Raw genomic sequence first — 21608 nt, 5'->3', positions numbered from 1 at the left:
TGCCCAAGCTGTGGGGGAGTGGTCATTTTCACCGAAGGCTGTGAATTGTGCATCAACTGCGGCTGGAGTCCGTGCGGGTATTATCATCGGCATGAAGTTGAGCAAGTCTCTATTATTGATTCTGCTGCAAAACCCCCACTCTCGGGTTCAACCGCGCTATGGTAGGTGCGAATTTATTGGCCCATTCAAGACTGGCCGAATGAATTCGGCCCTACCAAAGGGGGGGGTCTGCAGCGGAATCTATTATTAAGATATCAAAGCGCTCTTTTTAGTCATTCCGATTTTCGCCTTACTTTCGGGGGAAAAAGATCTGTCATCTCTTATGTAGTTTCCCGAAGACCTTCCCCAGGTTTTCCCACACCTTTTCTGCGTTTTCGGAGCGGACGACCATGCATCCGCCGCCGCCGTAGCTCCAGGCGGCTATGTTGCGGGCGCCTTCATCGTACAGGAATTCGGCGGCCTGCATGACCTCGTCTTCTTTGCCTTCCTGAATCAGGAATGCCTGCACCCACATCTGGAGCTCGCGTCCGTACTTATCGCACAAGCGTTTTGCTTCTCTTGTTTTTTCGCGGCAGTAACTTTCGAGTGGTTTGCCGAATATTCCCCAATAGGGATCGGTTCCGAAGATATCGAGGGCTGGAATAGCGGCGAGGGTTTCCCATTGGGTTACGCCATGAAGAGTGTCCTGTTCCGGTAATACGCAGAGCGCGTTCTTGAGTCCGCAGGTTCGCGCGTGCTCGCAAAGCTGTGTGAAGAAATTGACGACGGTTGCCTCTCGAAATTCGACGACATCGCTCTCCAACCGGTGCGGCATACTGCGCCCGCATTTCTGCTCGAACAGTTTTTGGCAGGTTTGGCAGCGGCAAGCCCATGATCTTTGTCCGCCGGTCCAGTCGCCGGTGTAGAAGTGTGGCTCGTCCCAAAACGCGACGTCGGCGCCGATTTCAGCCGCTGTCTCGATCCATAATTTCATGAATGCGCGAAAGCCATCGCTGTTCATGCAAGCGGCCGGAACCGATTTGCCGCTTGCGGTAATCTGGCGTTCGTCGAGATGATTACCGATAAACGCGCTGAGGGCCTCGCCGCCAAAAATGCCGCCGACGCCCCACGGGTCGATATATACTTCAAGCCCGAGGTCTTTTGACATTCTCACGATCTCGCGCATCGCGCGCGTATAAAACGAGAGATCGGTTTCGGAGAAAGTATGTACGACGAGATTGCAGTGATGTGCGGCCATGTCCTCCAAGTCTTCCCGTACATGTCTTATGCTTCGCACATCGTGATAGGCGACACCAGTCTTCAGCATGGCTCGAATCTCCACTTTTAAAAGAGACGCTCGCGCAAGAGTCAATCTTTCAGCGGTAACTTGATGTCTGCTCCGTTTCGTGCGGCGCGATACACGGCCTCCACAAGCTCATGTGCTTTTACCGCAACGCCAAAATCCGGATACGGCTTGATGCCCGTCTCCAGCGCTTTCAAAAAATGATAATCCTGAATGCCCTGTCCAGAGTGGAGGCAATTGAAGCGAGGGTCGCTCAGGCCGACTTCATCAAGATAACGGCGCAACACTTCAGCGCCTGGTATTTCCTCGATCTCGCCGCCGCTAAACTGGCACGCGATGGAGCCAATGAAGTCGTCGGCGCTCGATATGTGCCCGTTCTCGAAGAAAATCTCCATGTACCGGTTCGATTCCCGCCGCAGGATGTTGTGCCATGCCGAAAGCAAATGGCCGACACAGCCGCTGGCGAATTCGAGCTGCGCGGACGCCAGGTCCTCGATGCCCCGATGTCCGGCAAAATTCCTGATGATGCCGCGGACGCTCGAAATATCTCCAAGCAGCCACCGCAGGATGTCGGCATCATGAATGCTGTGTTCGATGAGGGCGCCGCCTCCAGCCGTCTCAAATTCGCAGCGCCAGGTGCTCCCGTAGATCCCCTGGATAGGGAAATACTGGTCATCGCGGAAGATGACCGACATCGGCCGGCCGAGCTTTTTGTCGGAGATCAGGCTGCGGATAACGTTATAAACCGGCGAATAACGCAGCACCAGGCCCACCTGATTCTTCACGCCCGAATGCAGGACCGCTGCCTGCATCTGCTTGACCTGTGCATATGAGCAAGCAAGCGGCTTTTCGCAGAAAATGTTGAGCCCGGCCCTCACAGAAAGCTCCACCAGTTCGGGATGAAATTTAGTCGGCGTGCAAATAAAGACTGTATTGATATCCCCCGATCGAATCAACTTTTCCGCGTCGCTGCAGTGGATGCGTGCGCCGAAAGATTGCGCAATCGTCGTTGCGCGTTCCTCATTGAGATCGCAAACCGCATGAAATTCCGTCTCCACCAGCTTCTCGGAGATTATCGCTTCAATGGCATTCGCGTGCGCCACCCCGATGAAGCCGGCGCCAATCAACCCGATGCTTGATTTCATGAAAGAATTCCTCCCGAGACCGCCGCTATTGTACTGTGCAGGAATCGCCAAGCGCAAGAAGAAAACTGAATGGGCAGGTAGAATCGAACCATAGGCGGCAGGCGGCGGTCGAGTAAAATCCGGCAATCGCCGCCCCGAAACGTTCTTTTTTTCCGAATCTACTAGCGGTTGCCGCCGCTCGCGTGAAATCTAGAGTAGCTCTTCTTTTGTACCTCCGTTTTTAGAGTCCCCATTCACGTCAGGCGCCTCGCCCGTCATCGGGAGCGCCGCGGGGTAACATCCTCTATGAGATTGGGCGTATTCGCGAATACAGCCAAACGTCATGCGGAAAGGATACATTTAACTGTCTACAACCCTTTTGTACGTTTTGATCTTGTCGAGGACATTTGGACCTCGCTCCTGGGGAAGTGCCCCCATTCCTATTTCCTTTCATGGGGCTGGGTTGATTCGTGGATCAGGAGCCTTCCTCCAGACTGCGGCGTTTCGCTGATCGCCGGCTTCAAGAATGATTCACCGATCCTTGCCTTTTTTGTCGGCTCTCACAATGTGATCCGGCACAGACTCTTTAGAGCGGGTCAGCTTTCACTGAATTCAACGCTTATTCCCTTCTTCGATTCTCTCTGCCTCGAATACAATGCTGTGTTAATCGACCCGGATATTACGATTGCCTTGGAAAACATGGTCGAGATGATTCCCTTAAAGAACTGGGATGAGTTTTACATGCCCAGATATTCGCCGGTTTACTGCCCTAATTTGATAATCAGGGACATGAGCAGGAAGTACAATTTGAAAATACTTGACAGGAGAAACTCGTATTACGTCGATTTGGAGGGTGTTCGGAAAAACAACATGGATTATTTGGCGCTGCTCAGTAACAACAGGCGCCAGCAAATCCGGCGCACCCTCAAAGAGTACAAGAAATGGGGAGATATTCACGTGCGTGTTGCGGGAAGCGCAAAAGATGCATTGGGAATATTTGAAAAGCTTGTTCTGTTACACCAGAAGGAGTGGAAGAATCGAGGACAACCCGGAGCGTTCGGCACTGATTACATGATCAAGTTCCACAAGAACCTGATTTCGAGACGCTTTGATCACGGGGAGATTCAATTGATGGAGATAACCGCCGGAATGAACCCGATTGGATGTCTATACAACTTCCTGTACCAGGGATGCGTCCTTTTTTATCAAAGCGGATTCAGTTATCTTGCAAAGAACGTATACCGGCCGGGACTGGTTTGCCATTACCATGCAGTTTTGCATAATGCGGCCAAAGGATTCCTTTTGTACGATTTCCTCGCGGACGACTCGCAGTATAAGAAAAGCCTGTCTACCGATTCCAACGAGATGCTGAGCATCCTGGTGCAAAAATCGAGGTTGAAGTACAAAGTGGAGAACAGAATCCGCACCCTCTATCATTTCGGGCAAGAACGCCTCTCCATGAATGGGGCCGGGCGACAACCGCGTCTTTTTTCTTTACTGGAGAAGCTGAAGAGGCTTAAATCCTGGAAAAAGACAGTATGATTCCTGCTGCGTTCCGAGGTGTTGGCAGTTTCAATCCCCAAAAAGAAGCATCCGCAAATTTACAGTTCGTTTACCAATAAAATGGCACTCGTTGACGTATTCCCCGTGACCTCATTATAGTCTCCTTCATAGTCTTCTTCCTGTTTGTGCGTACATTCTTCAGCTTATTTTCCGTTCTCTTACTGGCGGCTGCAGTTGAATGCGGTCAATGTTTACTGAGGGGGAAATCCGGCAATGGTTTTCGGATTAAGCAGGAAGAAACAGATCGACGAATATGAGGCCGAAGGCGAGGTCGAGCGGATTTATCACGAGATCAGGCAGACGTTTCGGGTCAGCGGCATCAACCTCATCTTTCGGACATGGGCGCGATATGACAAATTTTTTCTTGTGCTGTGGAACTCGATTCGCCCGAACGCGGGAACTCGCCTGTTCGAGGACGCCGCCGATTCCGTGCGCGCTCAAGCGGTGCTGCGGGCCGGCCGTTTGGACAGGCTGAGGGTGCCCGCCAACGTGAGTTTGGGTGAAAGCCAGGCATACCAGCTCAAGGCGGCGCTCGATCTTTATCATTACATCAATCCGAAACTCCTCGTGATGGCTTCTGCGGTGCGGCTTTCTTTGACCGGCGGACGCGTGAGGGAAACGATCGAAGGCGCAAAATTTCTGGAGATGATCGAGCGCGGAGTACCTGAAAAAATGTATCCGATGGAAATGATTTCCGAAGACCCCAAAGAAGAGCGAATCAATGAGTTATTCGCCGATATCAGGCAGGTGCTCAACCTGCCGTCGATCAATAGCGATTACCGCACTCTCGCGCTGTGGCCGGATTATCTTATCGAGGCATGGAAAAGATTGAGGCCAATGATCGGCCGGCAGGATTATGTAGAGGCGGCCGAAGAAGTGCGGCAGGTTGCGCGGGATAGCGCCGGTCGGCTACCCTATCCGGTGATTTCCCGCGAACAGCTCGAGGAACTGGGCGAGGATGCGGGCGAAATCACTCAGATCACGGAAAAGTTCGAGGACATCTTGGCGCCGCTGATCATCAACATCGCACTCTTCCAGTTGGACTGGCATGACCGCAGGCAACTTGTTCTCTCTCCTTTCCCGGCGGCGGCGCGATGAAACCACCACGATGAATTCCAAAGGAAACAGGATGGAGTGGAGAGATTATCAGGCGGCGCAAAAGGTCGCAGAACTGAATGGCCGCTTCATGAGTTTCGCGGAGGAGGGCAGGGGCTTGCCGATTCTTCTTCTACACGGGATTCCGACCTGGGGCTACTTATGGCATCGGCTCATTCCCGCCCTAGCCGAAACGAGGCGCGTGCTGGCGCCGGACCTCCTCGGTTTTGGATACTCCGATAAAAGCGACCGTTTCGACCGCTCGATCCGCTGTCAGACCGAGATGATTGCCACCTGGATGGAAGCGACGGAAATGCACGGGGCAGCCGTCGTGGGACATGACATAGGCGGAGGAATAGCGCTGCGGCTGGCAACACTGTACCCCCACCTGGTTTCGCACCTCTGCCTGATGAATTCAGTTTGCTACGACAGTTGGCCAATTGAGATGATGCTTCAATTCGGCCACCCCGAGGCTGATCGCAAGATGTCCGCTTCGGCCGCTCAGACGGTACTCAAGCAGGCGCTCAAGAAGGGATTCTCCAACTCGCCCAACGATGGAATACTGGAGGGGCTGCTGGCGCCGTATGCTACCGAGATCGGGAAACGCTCGCTTATCCGCAATGCGGCATCGCTTAATACGAACCAGACTACGGAATTGACCCACCTCCTTCCGCGCATTCATGCGCCGGCGCTGATCCTTTGGGGCGAGGACGATCCGTTCCAGCCGCTCAAATACGGCGAGCGCCTCGCATGGGATATCCCCAAGACCCGTCTCATCCGCATCGCGAACGCCCGCCACTTCGTCATGCTCGATCAGCCGCAAGAGGTCGAGCGCCACCTCCTGGTTTTTCTCGAGAGCTGAGCCAAAGGTGCGGGGCCGCCGTAAATCATTCGATACGGCTGGCGGCAGGGGCGAATGCGTCTCTTGTGGACAACCCCGAATGGCCCCTGCTTTTTATAAAGGCTTTTCCTTCTGCAGGAAATATGATAGAATTTTGGCTGTCCTTTTTGCCCCAAATTAAGACGAACGGTTCCTAAATTCTTCGAGGTGTATAATGGAAAAACCCTGGTATCAGCATTATGATTATTTTGTCCCGAATACCATCCGGTATCCCAAAGTTCCGGCGCATTTTCTGCTCGATCTCGCGGCTTCCAAATACAAGGACGGCATCGCCACCGATTTCTATGGAGCGACCCTGACCTATCGGCGGCTGCGGGTCCTTGTCAATCAACTCGCTTCCAGCCTCGCGGAAATGGGAATCAAGAAAGGCGACCGCGTTGGGGTGATGCTCCCGAACTGTCCGCAGATCATCATCGCCTACTATGCAACCCTACGGATTGGCGCAATCGTTGTCAACGTGAATCCTCTCTATACCGAACGGGAATTGGAGCACCAGTTAAACGACAGTGGAACGGAAACCGTCTTCTGCATCGACATGCACGTTCAGAAAATAAGGAACGTCAAGGAGAAAACCGGTGTAAAGAACACGATTGTGACACGGGTCCTCGACTTTATGGTTCCCGATCCGCTCGAGAATGTGGCGCCATACGAAGACCTCGCGGGCGGCGAATACGGTTTTCTTGATCTATTGAAGAAGGGCGAAAGCAAGCTGCCGCCGATCGTCGATATCGACATCAATGAGCCGGCCGTTCTGCAGTACACCGGCGGCACCACCGGTCTGAGCAAGGGAGCGACCCTTTCGCACAAGAACATCGTCTCGAACACGGTCCAGGTGGGGCTGTGGGCGACGGAGTTGATGCCTCGCGACCAGCAAGTGTACCTCATCGTTATCCCGATCTTCCATTCTTACGGTATGACGTGCGGAATGAATGCCGGCATGTTCAGCGGCGCCAAGATGGTGTTGATTCCCCGGTTCGATATCGACGACCTGCTGAACGCTTTCATGACACACGACATCACCTACTTCCCCGGCGTGCCTACGTTATTCACCGCGATCTTGAACCATCCCAATGCCGCCGAGGCGGGTCTGGAGCGAGTGGCGCTGTTCAATTCCGGTTCCGCACCTCTCCCCATCGAGACCATTAACGGGATAACCGCTCTCGGGATTTCGATGACCGAAGGGTACGGCCTGAGCGAGGCCTCTCCGGTGACGCATTCGACGCCCATTCTGGGCGTCCGCAAACCGGGCAGCATCGGCATTCCTTTCCCCGACACTGACTCGAAAATCGTTGATCCCGATGATTGGCAAAAAGAACTGCCGCCCGGCGCCGAAGGCGAATTGATCATCAAGGGGCCGCAGGTGATGCTCGGCTACTGGAACAAGCCGCAGGAAAGCGAACAGCAACTGAAGGATGGCTGGCTGCTGACCGGCGACATCGCTCGCATGGATGAAGACGGCTACTTCTATATCGTGGACAGAAAAAAAGACCTCATTATAGCGGGCGGGTACAATATCTATCCGCGCGAGGTTGACGAGGTGCTGTATCAGCATCCGAAAGTGATGGAAGCGGCGGTTATCGGCGTTCCTCATGAATATCGCGGCGAGACGGTGAAGGCGTTCATCGTATTGCGTCCCGGCGAAACAGCCACCGCCGAAGAGATCACCAAATTCTGCAAGGAAAATCTGGCTCCGTACAAGGTGCCAAAAATTATCGAGTTCCGCACGGAGCTGCCAAAAACGGCGGTCGGAAAAATTCTGCGCAAAGAGCTCAGGGCGGAAGAGTTGGCGAAAGCAAAAAGGGACAAGAAATAGGCGCAGTCCCTGAATTCGCCTTTATGAAACGCGCAGCTTGCAAGGGTGTTGTGCGCGTGTTCTCTTGAAAATTAGCAGAGCCGGCGCGCTCGCTGGAAACCCAATCCGGACAGATAGCAGGCGAATGAGCGAGATCCCGAACCGACTTTCCCCCCTCTTCACGGATCTGTACGAGCTCACCATGGCGTCGAGCTATTTTCGGGAGCAGATGTTTGCGCCGGCGACGTTCAGCCTGTTCGTCCGCACTTATCCGCACAACTGGGGTTACTTTGTCGCCGCCGGACTCCATCACGCGCTTGAATACGTCGAGAATTTTCAATTTACAGCCGATGACATTCAATACCTGCGCTCGACCGGAATGTTTCCGGAAGATTTCCTTGCGTACCTGCGAGAAGTTCGATTTACCGGCCACATTCGTGCAATGAGAGAAGGCGAACTCTTCTTCGCCAACGAGCCGATCCTCGAGGTGACCGCGCCGATCATCGAAGCGCAGCTTCTGGAGACCCGCCTCATCAATATCATGCATCTGGAGTCGCTGATTTGCACGAAGGCGGCGCGATGCATGGCCGTTTCCCGCGGGAAGACGCTCGTCGATTTCTCTCTCCGAAGAACGCATGGCTCCGAGGCAGGACTTCTGGTGGCGCGCTCCAGCTACATCGCCGGCTTTGATGCGACCAGCAACGTGCTCGCCGGCAAGCTTTACGGCATTCCGATCAGCGGCACCATGGCCCACTCCTACGTCACTACCTTTGAAGACGAGATCGAGTCCTTCCGCGCCTTCGCCCGCAGCCATCCCCGCAACACGATTCTCTTGGTCGACACGTATGACACGCTTTCCGGCGTGAAGAAAGCGTGTGTCGTGGGTCGCGAGATGAAGGAACGCGGGCAGACCATGAGGGGCGTCCGGCTCGATAGCGGCGACATGGCCGATCTGAGCAAGAAAGCGCGCGAGATCCTCGATGAGGCGGGCCTTTCTGATTCAATGATCATCGCCAGCAGCGGATTCGATGAATACAAGATACGCGACGTGCTCAGGCAGGATGCCCCAATCGACGGGTTCGGCGTCGGCACAAATATGGGTGTTTCGAAGGATTCCCCGTATGTCGATATGGCCTATAAACTGGTTGAATACGATGCACGGCCCGTTCTCAAATTGAGCGAAGGCAAGGTCACGCTCCCCGCCGAAAAACAGGTATACCGTTTTCTCGACCGCGATGGACGTCTTGATGAGGACGTTATTGCGCTGCGCTCTGAAGACCCTGTCCCTGACGCAGTTCCCCTGCTGCATAAGGTGATGGAGATGGGCAAGAGAACGTTCGACGAATCCTTGGACGCCATTCGTTCCCGATGCGCGACATCCCTTGGCTCGCTCCCTCCACCTATAGCCACAATAGAAAATCCGGCCAAATACACGGTTCGCGAAAGCGAGCGGCTGCGAGAACAGATGAAGCAGGTGGCTCAGCGGCTCAAGGAGCAGGTTCTCTCCTGACTGCCGCATGATTTGGCGGCTGGTTGCCGAAATTTCCCATCAAGGACAGTATTAAATAGTGAGAAAAAACGGTCGAAATATATTCGTTGGATGCTCGGGATGGAGCTATCCGCATTGGAAAGGCGAGTTTTATCCCGCGGACCTGCCGCAGAAACGATGGTTCGAATTCTATTCCGGGACTTTCGATACGGTTGAAATCAACAACACGTTTTATCGCCTGCCTGAGGAAAAAACGTTCGAGGGGTGGGCGGCGAAAGCGAGGGAAGGGTTCGTTTACAGCGTGAAAGCGAGCCGGTATATCACGCACATCAGGAGATTAAAGGATGTCGAAGATTCGGTTTCCCTGATTCTAAAGAGAACGCGCCTTCTCAAGGAGCACCTTGGCCCGATTTTATACCAATTCCCCCCGAACTTCAGTTGCCATCTTGATCGTTTCGAGAGCCTATTGAAGCTACTTCCGCGGGATCTCATTCATGTCGTCGAATTTCGGGACCAGCGATGGATCAACGATCAAACCTTTGCGCTCCTTGAAGCATACAATGTCGGCCATTGCGTTCATGATAAGGGCGGCCTGCAGATACCGTGGCGAGCAATCGGTCCTGTCACCTATGTCAGGTTCCACGGCAGCGAACAGTCGCAGGGGAGTTATTCTGACCGGGAACTCGAGAGGTGGGCGGACTGGCTGGAATCGGAGACAAGAAAGAAGGAGCGCGATATTTACGCCTATTTTAATAATGATTTCGCCGCACACGCCGTTTTCAACGCGCAGACATTAAGAAAGAAGTTGGTGGGGAAATAGATGAAGATTCATTGCGGCGATTACAGAAGAAAAGAAAGGAGGTAACCATGTTCGGCAAGAGCATTAAATTGTTTAAACTGTTCGGGTTTACCGTCAAGGCGGACCTGAGCTGGCTCATTATCGCATTCCTGGTGACGTGGTCGCTGGCCGCCGGCCTGTTTCCATTCCGGTATAAGGGGTTCTCTGCCGGAACATATTGGACCATGGGCGTTATCGGCGCTCTCGGACTGTTCTTTTCGATCGTTTTTCATGAGATGGTGCATTCGCTGGTGGCGCGACGATTCGGGCTTCCGATGAAGGGAATAACGCTCTTTATTTTCGGGGGTGTGGCGGAAATGTCCGAAGAGCCCCAGAGCGCGAAGGCCGAGTTTTCCATGGCGATTGCAGGGCCGCTTTCAAGCATTTTCTTGGCCCTGTTCTTCTATGCGGTTTACTTTCTGGGCGTTGGCGCGAACTGGCCGATGTACGTCAACGGAATCTTCAACTATCTCGGGCTGATCAATGGGATTCTCGCCGCCTTCAATCTTGTACCCGCTTTTCCGCTCGACGGAGGGCGCGTGCTGAGGGCCGGCCTGTGGAGCTGGAAAAAGAACATCCGGTGGGCTACCCGAACGTCCGCCAAGATCGGCTCGGGCTTCGGGTTGGTGCTGATCATCCTCGGCGTGCTCAGCCTGCTGGCCGGAAACCTGATCGGCGGCATCTGGTGGTTTCTGATCGGGATGTTTCTGCGCAATGCGGCTAATATGTCCTATCAGCAGTTGATGACACGACAGGCGCTCGAAGGTGAGCCGGTCCGGCGCTTCATGCAGCCGCACCCGATCACGGTCACGCCGGAAACCTCAATCGATGACCTTGTTGAGAACTACATCTACCGGTACCACTACAAAATGTTTCCGGTGGTCGAAGACAGCACCATTGTCGGGTGCATCACCACAAAAGAGGTAAAGGAGATACCACGCGAGGAATGGGCGCGTCACCAGGTGTCCGAGTATGTTCACACCTGCTCTCCCCAGAATACCATTGGGCCCAACGAGGACTCGATGAAAGCGCTTTCAACGATGAATAGAACCGGCTCGAGCCGGTTGATCGTGGTAGAGGACGGAAAACTGATCGGTGTGATTTCGCTGAAAGACTTGATGAGGTTCCTCTCGCTCAAGATAGAGCTGAATGACGAAGGCAATCAGATCTGATCGAAAGCAGCGCCTTATGGACATCAGGACGAAAAGAGCGTATGAGGCTCCCGGCAACGACGACGGCTTTCGGGTGCTTGTCGACAGGCTGTGGCCAAGAGGATTGAAGAAGGAAAACGCGCGCATTGATCTGTGGCTGAAGGAGGCGGCTCCAAGCAGTGAATTAAGAAAATGGTTCAATCACGAACCCGCTAAATGGGACGCATTCAAGAGGCGGTACTTGAAAGAACTCGCTGCGAAAGGCGATGTTCTCGAACCGATACGGCAGGAGGCTGAAAAAGGCGCCGTCACCCTCGTCTATGGCTCGAAGGAAGAAAGATTCAATAATGCCGCAGCACTGAAGGAGTTTTTGTCCGGGAAGGGCGCTGTAGCTCGAAAACGATAATCAGAGGCCTCATTCAGGCGCTTACGCAGGTCTCACGGACTCCCCGCCCGGTCTTCGAAACAGATGAATCCTTTCATGGGGCACAGAAAATTTCAGCGGCCCGCTTTTCTTCGTCATGGCGGCGAGTACAATCCTTGCGTCGCCTTCTCTTGTATGTAACACGATAACTGATTGAGGCCCGAGCTCCTCGACGGCTCGTATCTCGCCCGTAAACTCCATTCCACCTTCTTCCAGCCGCGCATCCTCCGGCCTGAATCCCAAAGCGGCCTGTTCGGGCAATTCGCTGATCGCCCGAAATTGTGGCGGCACGGGAACGGTCTGCCCCTTTTCAAAATGTATTTTCCGATTCCGGATGCTCACCGCGAAAAAATTCATGCGCGGGCTTCCTACAAAACCGGCAACGAATTCGTTGGCCGGCCTGCCATAGATATCCATCGGCGGGCCCGCCTGCTGAATGCGGCCCTCGTTCAGAACGGCGATGACATCCGACATCGCCATTGCCTCGACCTGATCGTGCGTTACGTAGATGACGGTCGCCCTCAACTTTAAAAACAGCATCTTCAACTCGACTCGCGTCCGTTCGCGCAGGAGCGCATCGAGGTTCGACAAGGGTTCGTCCATCAGAAAGACCTCTGGTTCGCGCACCAGCGCGCGCGCCAGCGCCACGCGCTGGCGTTCTCCGCCTGAGAGCGGGCCCGGCCGCTTTTCCAAATGTTCCGTTATCCGGAGAAGCTCGGCCGTCTCTCTCACCCGCCGCTCGATTTCTCTCTGAGGGACCCTCCTCAATTTGAGAGGAGTCGCTATGTTGCGGAAGACCGACAGGTGCGGGTAAAGGGCGTAGCTCTGAAAAACCATGGCGATGTTCCGTCTCGCCGGCGACAACTCCGTCACGTCGCGTCCCGCGATGCGAACCGTCCCTCGATCCGGAACTTCCAGGCCGGCTATTATTTTGAGCAGCGTGGACTTGCCGCAGCCGCTTGGCCCGAGAAGCGTGAAGAAGGTATGATCGGGAACTTGAAACGAGATCTCCTCAAGCACCCGCTTCTGTTTCCCGAACGATTTTGAAATATTTTCTATCTCGACAAACGCCATGGGAAATCCTGAAGCACCTATTCCTTTACCGCTCCAGCGGTCAAACCGGAGACGATTTTTCTCTGGAAGATCAAAACGGCGGCGATGACCGGCAGGCTTGTGATGACGACCGCCGCCGCTATCTGTCCCCACGGGATCTCGTAAATGCTTGCTCCCGAGAGCATCGAGATGCCCACCGTCGCCACGCGGAGTTCATCCCGACTGATCAATTGCAAAGCGAACAGGAACTCGTTCCATGAGAAAATAAACGCCAGCAGTCCGGCTGTCACGGCCACCGGCGCCGCCAGCGGGAGAACAATCCGCACAAAGGCTCCTATATGCGAGTAGCCATCCACACGGGCCGCATGAATCAGGTCGCGCGGGAAGCGCTCGAAGAAATTTTCCAGAACCCAAAAAACGATGCTGATGTGAAACGCGCCGTGCACGAGGATCAGGCCGGCGTAGGTGTTGGTTAGACGCAGCGAACTGAAGAAAATGTAAATGGGGACGAGAAAGAGGATAGGCGGTAAAATTCCCGGCAGCAGGAACAGCAGCATCAGCGTCACTCGCCACTTGGCCTTCGTCTGCGCAACCGAGTAGGCGGCCAGCGCGCCGGCGGCCAACGCCAGAACGGTGGAAACCGACGCAACCATCACGCTGTTGAGGATGTAGCGCCCGAAGGGACGCCGCTCGAATATTCCCTCGTAATTTTCGATGTTCGGCTGCCGCGGCAGGATTGTCTGCGGAAGCTGCATTACTTCGTGCTGAGGTTTCAGCGACGTTGATACCTCCCAGATGAAGGGAGCGAGCGAAAAGGCGACGAGGACCGTAACGAGCACATACGCAGGAAATCGCATTCCTTTTCGCATCAGAACCTCCTCATCGAGAGGAATGAGACAGTGGCCGCAATCAACAGTACAATCGCGAACATAGTCACCGATAATGCGGCCCCGTAGCCGATGTTCAGAAAGGCGAACGTCTCCTTGGTAATGTAGAGCGACACCATCTCGGTGCTGCTGCTCGGGCCGCCGCCCGTCAGCACCCACACCAGATCGAAGATGCCGAGGGTATGAACCAGCCGGAACAGAAGCGCGGTGAGGATGTACGGCGCCAGCATCGGCAGAGTCACGAGAAAAAACCGACGAATTACTCCGGCGCCATCGACCGCGGCGGCCTCATAAAGGTCGCGCGGAATGACCGTCAGCCCGGCCAAAAGGATGATACCGACAAAAGGAGCAGTCTTCCACACATCTGCAAAGACGAGCGTCCCGAACGCCCATCGCGGGTCGGCAAGAAAGGGTATGGTTGTCTCGATTATGTCGAGTCGCGTCAACAGGTCATTGACGATCCCATACTCTTCATAGAAAATCCAGCGCCAGGCGAATCCCATGACTGCGGGCGGAAGCACCCAGGGTATCAGCAGAGCGGCACGAAAAAAACTGCGCCCGCGCAATTCTGCCGCGAGCAAAATCGCTATGACGAATCCGAGAACAAATTCAATCGATACGGAAATGCCCGCAAAGAGGAACGTGCGCAGGAGGCTTCTGAAAAACAGATTGTCCGACAGCAAATGCGAATAGTGATTGAAGGAAAGTCCGCTCCTGCTGAAAATGGAGGCGCGCACCGCCAGAACCGCGGGATACAGGAATACGAATGCGCACATCAGAAGCGCCGGAAGCACGATCGTGAACAGGAAGGGGAAATCAGGGTGCATTTTCCTGAGGCGGGCGGTAATCATTCGGGACGGCTATTCCTCCTTTGCGGCCGGCTGCGCTGCGCTCCCGCAAAAGCGCGTTCTCCGGCCGCTAATTGCCCGGGCCCCGCCGCAAGATGGCGTCGATCTCGGCAGTTGCGTCGCTGGCTGCCTGTTCCGGCGTCTCCATCCTCGTCAGAACCGCGCTTACATGTCGCTGAATCGCGTCGCTGATTTCTGCATACTGCGGCTTGACCGGTCTCGGTTCGGCATGCAGCAGCACCCGGTACAGTTGCGGATAATGCGGGTTGAGCGCCGAGAGTTCGGCGTCCTTATACAAGGGCTTCAATGAGGGCGCACCCCCCTGTTTGAGGGCAAAGATCTTGAGTGCATCGGTACTGGAGGCAAACGAGGCGAATTTCCAGGCCTCATCCTTGTGTCGTGAAAATTTTGAGATGCCGAATCCCCATCCTCCCAATGTTGCCGATGAGGACTCCTCGGATGAATGAACCATAGGGATTATGCCCACTTTCCCTTTAACCGCGGAGCCTTCCTCCTGGCACACTTTCCATGCATACGGCCAGTTTCGCATAAACACGCTCCTGCCCGATATAAAGGCTGCCAGCGTCTCGTTTTCCTCATACGTTCGTATCGCCTCCGGCACGATGCGATGCTTGAAAACAACATCATGAATCCAGGTGAAGGCCGAAATGGATTCAGGGCCGTCAAGCAGGCAGTCGTTTTCCGGCCCGATGACGTCGCCGCCGAACCCGCGCAAAATCTCCAGAAACACGCACGTCAGCCCCTCATACTGTTTTCCCATGAAGATCAATCCCCACAGGTCCGGCGGATCCTGCAACTTCTTGGAGGCCGAGACCAGTTCGTCGAACGTTTCAGGAGGACTGATATTCTCGCGCTCCAGGAGGTCTTTTCGGTAGTACAGCATGCCGCCGTCGGAACGGATGGGGACCCGCCAGATGCTTCCGTTATAAACGGATGCCTGGATATCGCCGGGGAGGTAGTTTTCGCGCATTCGCGGCGAAAATCTTTCATCGAGCGGGACCAGCCATCCCGCCTCCGCAAATTTCGCGACCCAGATAACGTCAAGGTAGATGAGGTCGTAAGTCGAATCCCCCGCCAGCAGGGCGGCCGCATATTGGCTGCGCCGGGTGTCCGTCGAGGCCGGCCCTTCAATCAGATTGACGCGGATTCCCGGATTCGCCGCCTCGAAACGCTCAATGACTTCGGCCCATGCGCCGCTCTTGTCTTCGGCATCGAGGAAACTGATTGTGACGGTTTCGGTTTCCTGTTTCGAACAGCCGGCAGATAGAGGCAAGGCTATTAGTATGAGGATGGCGGGCAAGAGCAGTTTATTCATCTGTTCCCTTCGGGCTTGTGAAGGATATTGTGCGGTAAATGGACATTGATCGTCCTGCTCTCTCTACAGATTAACAATCGAGATTGAACTATGTCAAGGTTGAAACAGCTTTTCCAATCGATTATGGGGAAGATCGCATCAAAAATTCAGAAATCGAGAGCAGCTTTGAATCAGGAACAAGCCTTTGCTATAATATGTCAACCCTTGATAACCTGTTAGCCGAAAGAACAAGAAGTGGCTGAACCTCCCATCGTTCCTGATGGCGAAGGGGGTAAATATGGACTGGAGAGAGGAGATACAGAAGTTCATCGTACGCAGAGACACCGGCGACGGAGGACGTTCATTTGTGGACGTCAAGGGGATGATGGGACGGCCGGAGCTGCTTTATGATGTCATTGGAGAAATCGGCGACCTAATCCTGCGCAACCACCCCAGCATCAAGGCCGTCGGCTCGCATGGCGTCGGCGGAAGTTTTCTTATTGGCCCGGCTATCCTTTACGTGTACGCCCACTGGTACAATATCAATGGTTTCTTTGTCCGGCTGGATTCGCGCGAAAACAGCGATCACCAGCCGATCGAGGGTCGTCTCGAGCGAGGGTGGCGCGTGGTCATTGTCGATGATATTATCGAAACTGGAGGCGCGTGCATGAAAGCATGCAACATCCTCCGGGCGCACGGCTGCGAGGTTGACGGCATCATAGTCGTCGTCGACTTGAGCCGTGGCGAGAACGAATGCTGTCATTCGGGCCTGAAAGTGGAATCGCTGCTCACGCTCTAGAGCAGGAATTCAAGTTCCGGTCGTAAATGTTCTCCGCCGCTTTTCTTGTTAGAACCGCTTTTCCTCATGCGTGGACTGCTCTGCCAGCGTCGATAGAAGCAAAACAGAAAGTCATTGACAAAGGAGATGTCCAGGCGCTGAAGACCATCGACGGCTTCGGCGGAAGATTGCAACTGAGAAATATTCCACGACGCGCTGGATGAGCTCTTTAAAGGGGGCATAGCACGTCGGCGACTGAGGGCTGGCTCTTAAAAAACGGGATCACCCGCAGAAACCTTGCAAGAAAAGAAATCATCTCGAGAAGGCGGGATTCACTTCAGAAACTGGTACACGCCGCCCTTGGTGCTGATGATAAGCTGGTCGTTGGCCGTGACCGATTGTTCGATGGTCTCGAGCGACTGGAGAAACTGATAGAATTCCGCGTGGGATGAGTAGGCGTTGGCGTAAATGGCGGCGGCCTTGGCGTCGCCTCTTCCCTTGGTCGTTTCCGCTTCTTTGTACGCTTCAGCCAGCGTTATGATGATATCGCGGTCGGTCTCGGCGCGGATTTTGGAGGCCTCCTCCTCGCCCTCGGACCGATACTGTTTCGAGATGCGGGAGCGCTCGGCCTTCATCCGGTTGAAGACGGCTTCGAGGTTTTCCTTCGGGAGATCTGCCCGTTTGATGCGGACATCGAGAATCTCGATCCCCAGTTCTTTCATCTGCTCGTTCGCCTTCGCGGTGACCGCGTTCATGATTGTCTCGCGGCCGGTCTCAATCTTTTCTCTGAGGGCGGGCACGTTGTTGTCGGTGCGCACGATCTCGATCAAGTTGCTCTTGGCGAGTTCTTCGCGGAGGATCGAATAGATAATGTCTTCGAGCCGTGACCGCGCATCGTTCTCGGTGCGCACCGCCTGAACGAAGTACAGCGGATTGTCGATGCGCCAGCGCGCGAAGTTGTCGACCAGCAGGTGTTTTTTATCCTTGGTAACAATATCGGTGGGTTCGGAATCGTATTCGAGTATGCGATCCTCCAGGAGGATCACCTGCTGGAGGAACGGGATTTTCAGGTGCAGGCCGGCGCCCTGCTTGACAGCGATGCTGCTTCGCGAGTCCTGCTCGTACTCCCGAATCGCCCTCTCCAATTCCGCGCGCTGCTCCGCCGGGAGCGATCCCAGAATAATGGCGACCGGCTCGCCGAGCTGGGTGACAACCGCCTGCTTCGTCTCGTCGACGATGAAGAACGAGTTTCCGAGCAGTACCACAAGAATCAGCACAACCGCCGCGGCTGCAATCCATGCCCTGCTCATTTCGTTCCTCCGGTTGCCGGATTCAACTGATTCAGGTTGATGATGCTTGCCTCGTCATCCACGACCACCTTCTTGACGCGGGGAAGCACCGACTTCATGGTCTCCAGGTAAAGCCGTTCCTTGGTGACGGCGGGCGCTTTCTTGTACTCTTCTGCCAGTGAGAGGAAGCGCGCCGCATCGCCCTCGGCCTTCGCCACGCGCTCGCGCTCGTAGCCTTCGGCCTCCCTCAAGATCTGCGCCGCTTTCCCACGCGCCTGCGGAATCTTCTCATTCTGATATCCGCGGGCGTTGTTAATGATGCCGTCGCGATCCTCTTTCGCGGTGGCGACATCTTTGAAAGCGGCGGCCACCTGCGCCGGCGGCTGCACGTCCTGGAGCTGGACCGCGGTGATTGTGACGCCGAGGCCGAACTGGTCGGCCATTGCCTGAATTTTCTCAAGTATTTCGAGTTGGATATCGGTTTTGCCGGTCGTCAGCGTGTCGTCGATCGGGCGGTTGCCTACCACCTGTCGCTCGGCCGCCTCGGCCAGATCGTGGAGCGTCGCCTCCTGGTCCTTCACATTGAAAAGATATGCGACGGCGTCCTTGATTTTGTACTGCACGATCAGGCTGCTGTTGACCACGTTCTCGTCGCCGGTAAGCATCTGCGCTTCCTTTAACATCGCGGGATCGTTGGTGGCGTCGTGATATTGGGCCGGCGGACCCTGATGGATCGTGCGGAAACCGATCTCGATCCTTTTTATTTCCTTCACTTTCGGAAGCTTGACCGTCTGAATCGGCCAGGGAAACTTGAAATGGAAGCCAGGCGAAGTCGAGGAGGTATATTTCCCGAAGGTTTGAATGATGCCTTCCTCGTCCGGCCCGACGATGTAAAAGGGCCCGCCGAAGATAAGCCAGATGACGAGCAGAACCGCGAGCGCGCCGGCAACGATTTTCGGAGGGGAGATGTGGATGGTCAGTTCGCGGCGAAAGTCGTCCATGTCGAACGCTTCGCCTCTATGTGGTCGCCGGGTGCCCATTGCACGTTATTGTAACATACATCTGAAAATGCTTCAAGGCTGCCACCTGAGCCCACAGCAGCATGTTTATTCGCACTTATGACGCTATTGGGTGAACTATCCCCCTCACCTGAGTCCTCTCCCTTAGGGATAGGATAGAACAACTCATTTTCGCTCTGCTGAACGACGAGTTCATCTTCGGCATCTTGGTTTTCAAAGCCCTCTCCTTAAGGGCGAGGGCTGGGGTGAGGGGATTTTGGCTGCAGTTGCGCGGAAAAACCTGCCCCTACTCCTGATTTGATTTCTTGATCTTTTCCCAGGTATCTCTCAATCCAACGCTTCGGTTGAAAATGAGCTTTTCATTCGTCGAGTCGGGGTCCACCGAAAAGTAGCCCTTGCGCTCGAACTGGAAGAATTCGAAGGGTTTTGCGTCTTTGAGCGACGGCTCGAGCTTGACGCCATTCTTTACAATCTTCGAATTCGGATTCAGGTTGTTCCTCCACTCTTTATCTTCCCCGCCTTCAAAAGGATCCTCTGTGGAGAACAGGTGATCGTAAAGCCGGGCCTGGCCGTCCACGGCGTGCGGCGCGCTTACCCAGTGGAGCGTGGCCTTGACCTTGCGGCCATCGGGAGAATCGCCGCCTTTGGTGGCAGGGTCGTATGTGCAGCGAAGCTCGATGACCTCGCCGGAGTCGTTCTTGATCACTTCGTCGCACTTGATGAAGTAGGCGTAGCGCAGCCTGACTTCGCGGCCGGGAGCGAGCCGGAAGAACTTCTTTGGCGGGTCTTCCATGAAGTCTTCGCGCTCGACGTAGATCTCTCTTGAGAACGGAATCCGGCGGGCGCCCATGGAGTCGTCCTCGGGATTATTGATTGCGTCGAGCATTTCGCCAGCGCCCTCCGGGTAGTTGGTGATGACCACCTTGAGCGGGTCGAGCACGGCCATTCTTCTTGGAGCGCGCCGGTTGAGGTCCACCCGCAGGCAGTGTTCGAGCAAGGCGATGTCGACCGTTGAGTTGGATTTGGACACTCCGACCTTGGCGACCATATCGCGGATCGCTTCGGGAGTGTAGCCGCGGCGGCGGTATCCCGACAGAGTCGGCATTCGGGGGTCGTCCCAGCCGTCGACGATTCCCTCGTTGACCAGGAGCAACAGCCTCCGCTTGCTCAGCATGGTATACGTAAAGTTGAGCTTGGCGAACTCTATCTGCTGGGGATGGTGGATGCCGAGCTGATCGATGAACCAATCGTAGAGCGGGCGGTGGTCCTCAAACTCGAGCGTACAGATCGAGTGGGTAATGCCCTCAATGGAGTCGGACTGGCCATGAGCCCAGTCGTATGAGGGATAGATCACCCACTTATCGCCGGTGCGGTGGTGCGGCGCCTTGAGGATTCGGTACATCACAGGGTCGCGCATGTTGATGTTCGGCGACGCCATATCGATCTTGGCGCGAACCACTTTGGCGCCCTCTTCGAACTCGCCCCGTCTCATTCGCTCGAACAGATCGAGGTTCTCCTCGACCGACCGATTCCGGTACGGGCTTTCCTTGCCGGGCTGGGTCAGGGTGCCGCGATACTCGCGGATTTCGTCGGCGCTCAAATCGTCCACGTAGGCTTTGCCGTCCTCGATCAGCTTGATTGCCCACTGGTGGAGCTGGTCGAAGTAGTCCGAGGCATAATAGAGGTGCTCGCCCCAGTCGAAGCCAAGCCAGCGAACGTCCTTCTTGATCGCCTCGAAATATTCCTCTTCCTCCTTCAATGGATTCGTGTCGTCGAAGCGAAGGTGATAGCGACCGCCGTACTCGATGGCGAGCCCGAAATTCAGGCAGATGCTCTTTGCGTGACCGATATGCAGGTAGCCGTTCGGCTCGGGCGGAAACCGCGTCACAACCTTGCCGCCATACTTGCCGGTTTCATTGTCCTTGTTGATGATGGCCCGGATGAAATCAATACCGGCGCCGTTTCTTTCTTCATTCATTTGTTATCCTTTCACAAGTCCACTCTCATTATACTATCTAACTCAGTTGCCTCGCAAAGGCATCTGCCGCCGGATCTAAAATCTTGCCTCGCGTAAAGCCGCGAAGCGTGTGAGCCACGCCCGCAAAGGAGCATCCACAAAGCTCAAGAATATGAACAGACATTCTTTCTGTCCCAATGGTGGCTGAGCGTAGCGAAGTCCCGCGCCTCGCGGGATCATCCTGAGGGGGTCAGTCAAGTTGAACACAGTGAAATCAGCGTCTCGCGTGAAAGCTCTGTTCATTTCTGTAACCGCGAATGAACGCCAATAGACGCGAATGGAAGAGATTTCACCACGGGGGATCCGGGAGCAGGGGGAGAAGAGAGAGATTCTCCACTAGTACACGAAGGAAACGGCCCGAACTTTTGCCCGCAGACTTCTTGGTCCTGCTTTGAGAGCCTCAGCGACGAGAAGAATTCGTAGGCATCCTCAATCGAGAGCGACGTGCTCTCGACGATATTCATGCCGCGCTTTTCTTTAGCTTCCGAGCCGTTCGCCTCGGCATCTCCGCCGAGGAACACATGAAGCGCCTCTGCGCGCAGGCGTGCGCCGTTGCAGGACTCGCACTGCTCGTCGCCGAAGTAATGCTTGGTGCCGAGGCCGTTGCAGGACGGGCAGGCGCCGTAGGGCGAATTGAACGAGAAGAGGCGCGGTTCTACCTCAGGGAAGGAGAAGCCGTCGTAGGGGCACATGAACTTCGCGGAGATGAGGCGCTCTTGCCCATGGCTGTCCTCGAGCTTGAG

General features: G+C 55.0%; 19 protein-coding genes. 9 read left to right on the top strand and 10 right to left on the bottom strand.

Annotated elements, in window-relative coordinates; all coding sequences use genetic code 11:
* Positions 1–313: 313 nt before the first annotated feature.
* Positions 314–1306 carry a hypothetical protein gene (locus C4520_21085; protein ID RJP14840.1) on the bottom strand — a complete coding sequence of 331 codons (993 nt, stop codon included), beginning with the start codon at positions 1304–1306 and terminating at the stop codon, positions 314–316.
* 41 nt (positions 1307–1347) lie between these two features.
* Positions 1348–2427 (bottom strand): gfo/Idh/MocA family oxidoreductase, encoded by a 1080-nt coding sequence (locus tag C4520_21080; protein ID RJP14839.1) that lies wholly within the window; start codon positions 2425–2427, stop codon positions 1348–1350.
* A gap of 285 nt (positions 2428–2712) precedes the next feature.
* Between C4520_21080 and C4520_21075 the strand changes: the two genes are divergently transcribed.
* The 8 genes from C4520_21075 to C4520_21040 all read left to right on the top strand — a co-directional run bounded on the left by C4520_21075 (position 2713) and on the right by C4520_21040 (position 11641).
* Positions 2713–3948, top strand: a complete 1236-nt coding sequence (locus tag C4520_21075; GenBank protein ID RJP14838.1) for a GNAT family N-acetyltransferase — start codon at positions 2713–2715, stop codon at positions 3946–3948.
* 234 nt (positions 3949–4182) lie between these two features.
* The gene (locus tag C4520_21070; protein ID RJP14837.1) at positions 4183–5067 is read left to right on the top strand and encodes a hypothetical protein; all 885 of its coding nucleotides are present in this window, start codon (positions 4183–4185) and stop codon (positions 5065–5067) included.
* Complete coding sequence (locus C4520_21065; GenBank protein ID RJP14836.1) at positions 5018–5926, top strand: alpha/beta hydrolase; 909 nt, start codon at positions 5018–5020, stop codon at positions 5924–5926. Before C4520_21070 ends, C4520_21065 begins: the two co-directional genes overlap by 50 nt.
* Positions 5927–6119: 193 nt before the next feature.
* On the top strand, positions 6120–7778 hold the full coding sequence (locus tag C4520_21060) for a long-chain fatty acid--CoA ligase (protein ID RJP14835.1): 1659 nt from the start codon (positions 6120–6122) through the stop codon (positions 7776–7778).
* Positions 7779–7902: 124 nt separating this feature from the next.
* Entirely contained in the window at positions 7903–9267 is a 1365-nt protein-coding gene (locus tag C4520_21055; GenBank protein RJP14834.1) for a nicotinate phosphoribosyltransferase, read from the top strand.
* A gap of 55 nt (positions 9268–9322) precedes the next feature.
* Complete coding sequence (locus C4520_21050) at positions 9323–10066, top strand: DUF72 domain-containing protein (protein ID RJP14833.1); 744 nt, start codon at positions 9323–9325, stop codon at positions 10064–10066.
* A gap of 47 nt (positions 10067–10113) precedes the next feature.
* Positions 10114–11256, top strand: coding sequence for a CBS domain-containing protein (locus C4520_21045; GenBank protein ID RJP14832.1), 1143 nt, complete (start codon positions 10114–10116; stop codon positions 11254–11256).
* Between the two features lie 16 nt (positions 11257–11272).
* A complete protein-coding gene (locus tag C4520_21040; protein ID RJP14853.1) occupies positions 11273–11641 on the top strand; it encodes a DUF488 family protein in 369 nt (122 codons plus the stop codon).
* 21 nt (positions 11642–11662) lie between these two features.
* On the opposite strand, the gene C4520_21035 is transcribed toward C4520_21040, so the two are convergent.
* From C4520_21035 to C4520_21020, 4 genes are all read right to left on the bottom strand, one after another.
* Positions 11663–12733 (bottom strand): ABC transporter ATP-binding protein, encoded by a 1071-nt coding sequence (locus tag C4520_21035; GenBank protein RJP14831.1) that lies wholly within the window; start codon positions 12731–12733, stop codon positions 11663–11665.
* A gap of 17 nt (positions 12734–12750) precedes the next feature.
* On the bottom strand, positions 12751–13581 hold the full coding sequence (locus C4520_21030; protein RJP14830.1) for a carbohydrate ABC transporter permease: 831 nt from the start codon (positions 13579–13581) through the stop codon (positions 12751–12753).
* Complete coding sequence (locus tag C4520_21025) at positions 13581–14450, bottom strand: sugar ABC transporter permease (protein ID RJP14829.1); 870 nt, start codon at positions 14448–14450, stop codon at positions 13581–13583. Before C4520_21025 ends, C4520_21030 begins: the two co-directional genes overlap by 1 nt.
* A 67-nt stretch (positions 14451–14517) precedes the next feature.
* Positions 14518–15783: an ABC transporter substrate-binding protein gene (locus C4520_21020; GenBank protein RJP14828.1), complete on the bottom strand. Its 1266-nt coding sequence runs from the start codon at positions 15781–15783 to the stop codon at positions 14518–14520.
* Between the two features lie 259 nt (positions 15784–16042).
* Here C4520_21020 and C4520_21015 point away from each other — a divergent pair, with 259 nt between their 5' ends.
* Positions 16043–16561 carry a hypothetical protein gene (locus C4520_21015; protein RJP14827.1) on the top strand — a complete coding sequence of 173 codons (519 nt, stop codon included), beginning with the start codon at positions 16043–16045 and terminating at the stop codon, positions 16559–16561.
* A gap of 311 nt (positions 16562–16872) precedes the next feature.
* Here the strand turns inward: C4520_21015 and hflC are convergent, their stop codons facing one another.
* The 4 genes from hflC to C4520_20995 all read right to left on the bottom strand — a co-directional run.
* On the bottom strand, positions 16873–17850 hold the full coding sequence (hflC, locus tag C4520_21010; protein ID RJP14826.1) for a protease modulator HflC: 978 nt from the start codon (positions 17848–17850) through the stop codon (positions 16873–16875).
* Positions 17847–18830: an FtsH protease activity modulator HflK gene (gene hflK / locus C4520_21005; GenBank protein RJP14825.1), complete on the bottom strand. Its 984-nt coding sequence runs from the start codon at positions 18828–18830 to the stop codon at positions 17847–17849. The genes hflC and hflK overlap by 4 nt, the downstream gene beginning before the upstream one ends.
* Positions 18831–19134: 304 nt before the next feature.
* Positions 19135–20826, bottom strand: a complete 1692-nt coding sequence (locus C4520_21000) for a glutamine--tRNA ligase/YqeY domain fusion protein (GenBank protein ID RJP14824.1) — start codon at positions 20824–20826, stop codon at positions 19135–19137.
* 278 nt (positions 20827–21104) lie between these two features.
* A partial coding sequence (locus tag C4520_20995; GenBank protein ID RJP14823.1) for a hypothetical protein occupies positions 21105–21608 on the bottom strand: 504 nt, incomplete at its 5' end.

The organism is Candidatus Abyssobacteria bacterium SURF_5, from assembly GCA_003598085.1.
GTDB lineage: Bacteria > Abyssobacteria > SURF-5 > SURF-5 > SURF-5 > SURF-5.
This window is presented reverse-complemented; position numbering and strand designations above follow the sequence as displayed.

What these genes read in the sequence shown, in the direction of transcription:
- hflC (RJP14826.1), bottom strand. Translation starts at nt 17,850, where the DNA reads ATGAGCAGGGCATGGATTGCAGCCGCGGCGGTTGTGCTGATTCTTGTG.
- C4520_21085 (RJP14840.1), bottom strand. Translation starts at nt 1,306, where the DNA reads ATGCTGAAGACTGGTGTCGCCTATCACGATGTGCGAAGCATAAGACAT.
- C4520_21045 (RJP14832.1), top strand. Translation starts at nt 10,114, where the DNA reads ATGTTCGGCAAGAGCATTAAATTGTTTAAACTGTTCGGGTTTACCGTC.
- C4520_21020 (RJP14828.1), bottom strand. Translation starts at nt 15,783, where the DNA reads ATGAATAAACTGCTCTTGCCCGCCATCCTCATACTAATAGCCTTGCCT.
- C4520_21030 (RJP14830.1), bottom strand. Translation starts at nt 13,581, where the DNA reads ATGCGAAAAGGAATGCGATTTCCTGCGTATGTGCTCGTTACGGTCCTC.
- C4520_21060 (RJP14835.1), top strand. Translation starts at nt 6,120, where the DNA reads ATGGAAAAACCCTGGTATCAGCATTATGATTATTTTGTCCCGAATACC.
- C4520_21040 (RJP14853.1), top strand. Translation starts at nt 11,273, where the DNA reads ATGGACATCAGGACGAAAAGAGCGTATGAGGCTCCCGGCAACGACGAC.
- C4520_21035 (RJP14831.1), bottom strand. Translation starts at nt 12,733, where the DNA reads ATGGCGTTTGTCGAGATAGAAAATATTTCAAAATCGTTCGGGAAACAG.
- C4520_21070 (RJP14837.1), top strand. Translation starts at nt 4,183, where the DNA reads ATGGTTTTCGGATTAAGCAGGAAGAAACAGATCGACGAATATGAGGCC.
- C4520_21080 (RJP14839.1), bottom strand. Translation starts at nt 2,427, where the DNA reads ATGAAATCAAGCATCGGGTTGATTGGCGCCGGCTTCATCGGGGTGGCG.
- hflK (RJP14825.1), bottom strand. Translation starts at nt 18,830, where the DNA reads ATGGACGACTTTCGCCGCGAACTGACCATCCACATCTCCCCTCCGAAA.
- C4520_21000 (RJP14824.1), bottom strand. Translation starts at nt 20,826, where the DNA reads ATGAATGAAGAAAGAAACGGCGCCGGTATTGATTTCATCCGGGCCATC.
- C4520_21055 (RJP14834.1), top strand. Translation starts at nt 7,903, where the DNA reads ATGAGCGAGATCCCGAACCGACTTTCCCCCCTCTTCACGGATCTGTAC.
- C4520_21015 (RJP14827.1), top strand. Translation starts at nt 16,043, where the DNA reads ATGGCGAAGGGGGTAAATATGGACTGGAGAGAGGAGATACAGAAGTTC.
- C4520_21075 (RJP14838.1), top strand. Translation starts at nt 2,713, where the DNA reads ATGAGATTGGGCGTATTCGCGAATACAGCCAAACGTCATGCGGAAAGG.
- C4520_21065 (RJP14836.1), top strand. Translation starts at nt 5,018, where the DNA reads ATGACCGCAGGCAACTTGTTCTCTCTCCTTTCCCGGCGGCGGCGCGAT.
- C4520_21025 (RJP14829.1), bottom strand. Translation starts at nt 14,450, where the DNA reads ATGATTACCGCCCGCCTCAGGAAAATGCACCCTGATTTCCCCTTCCTG.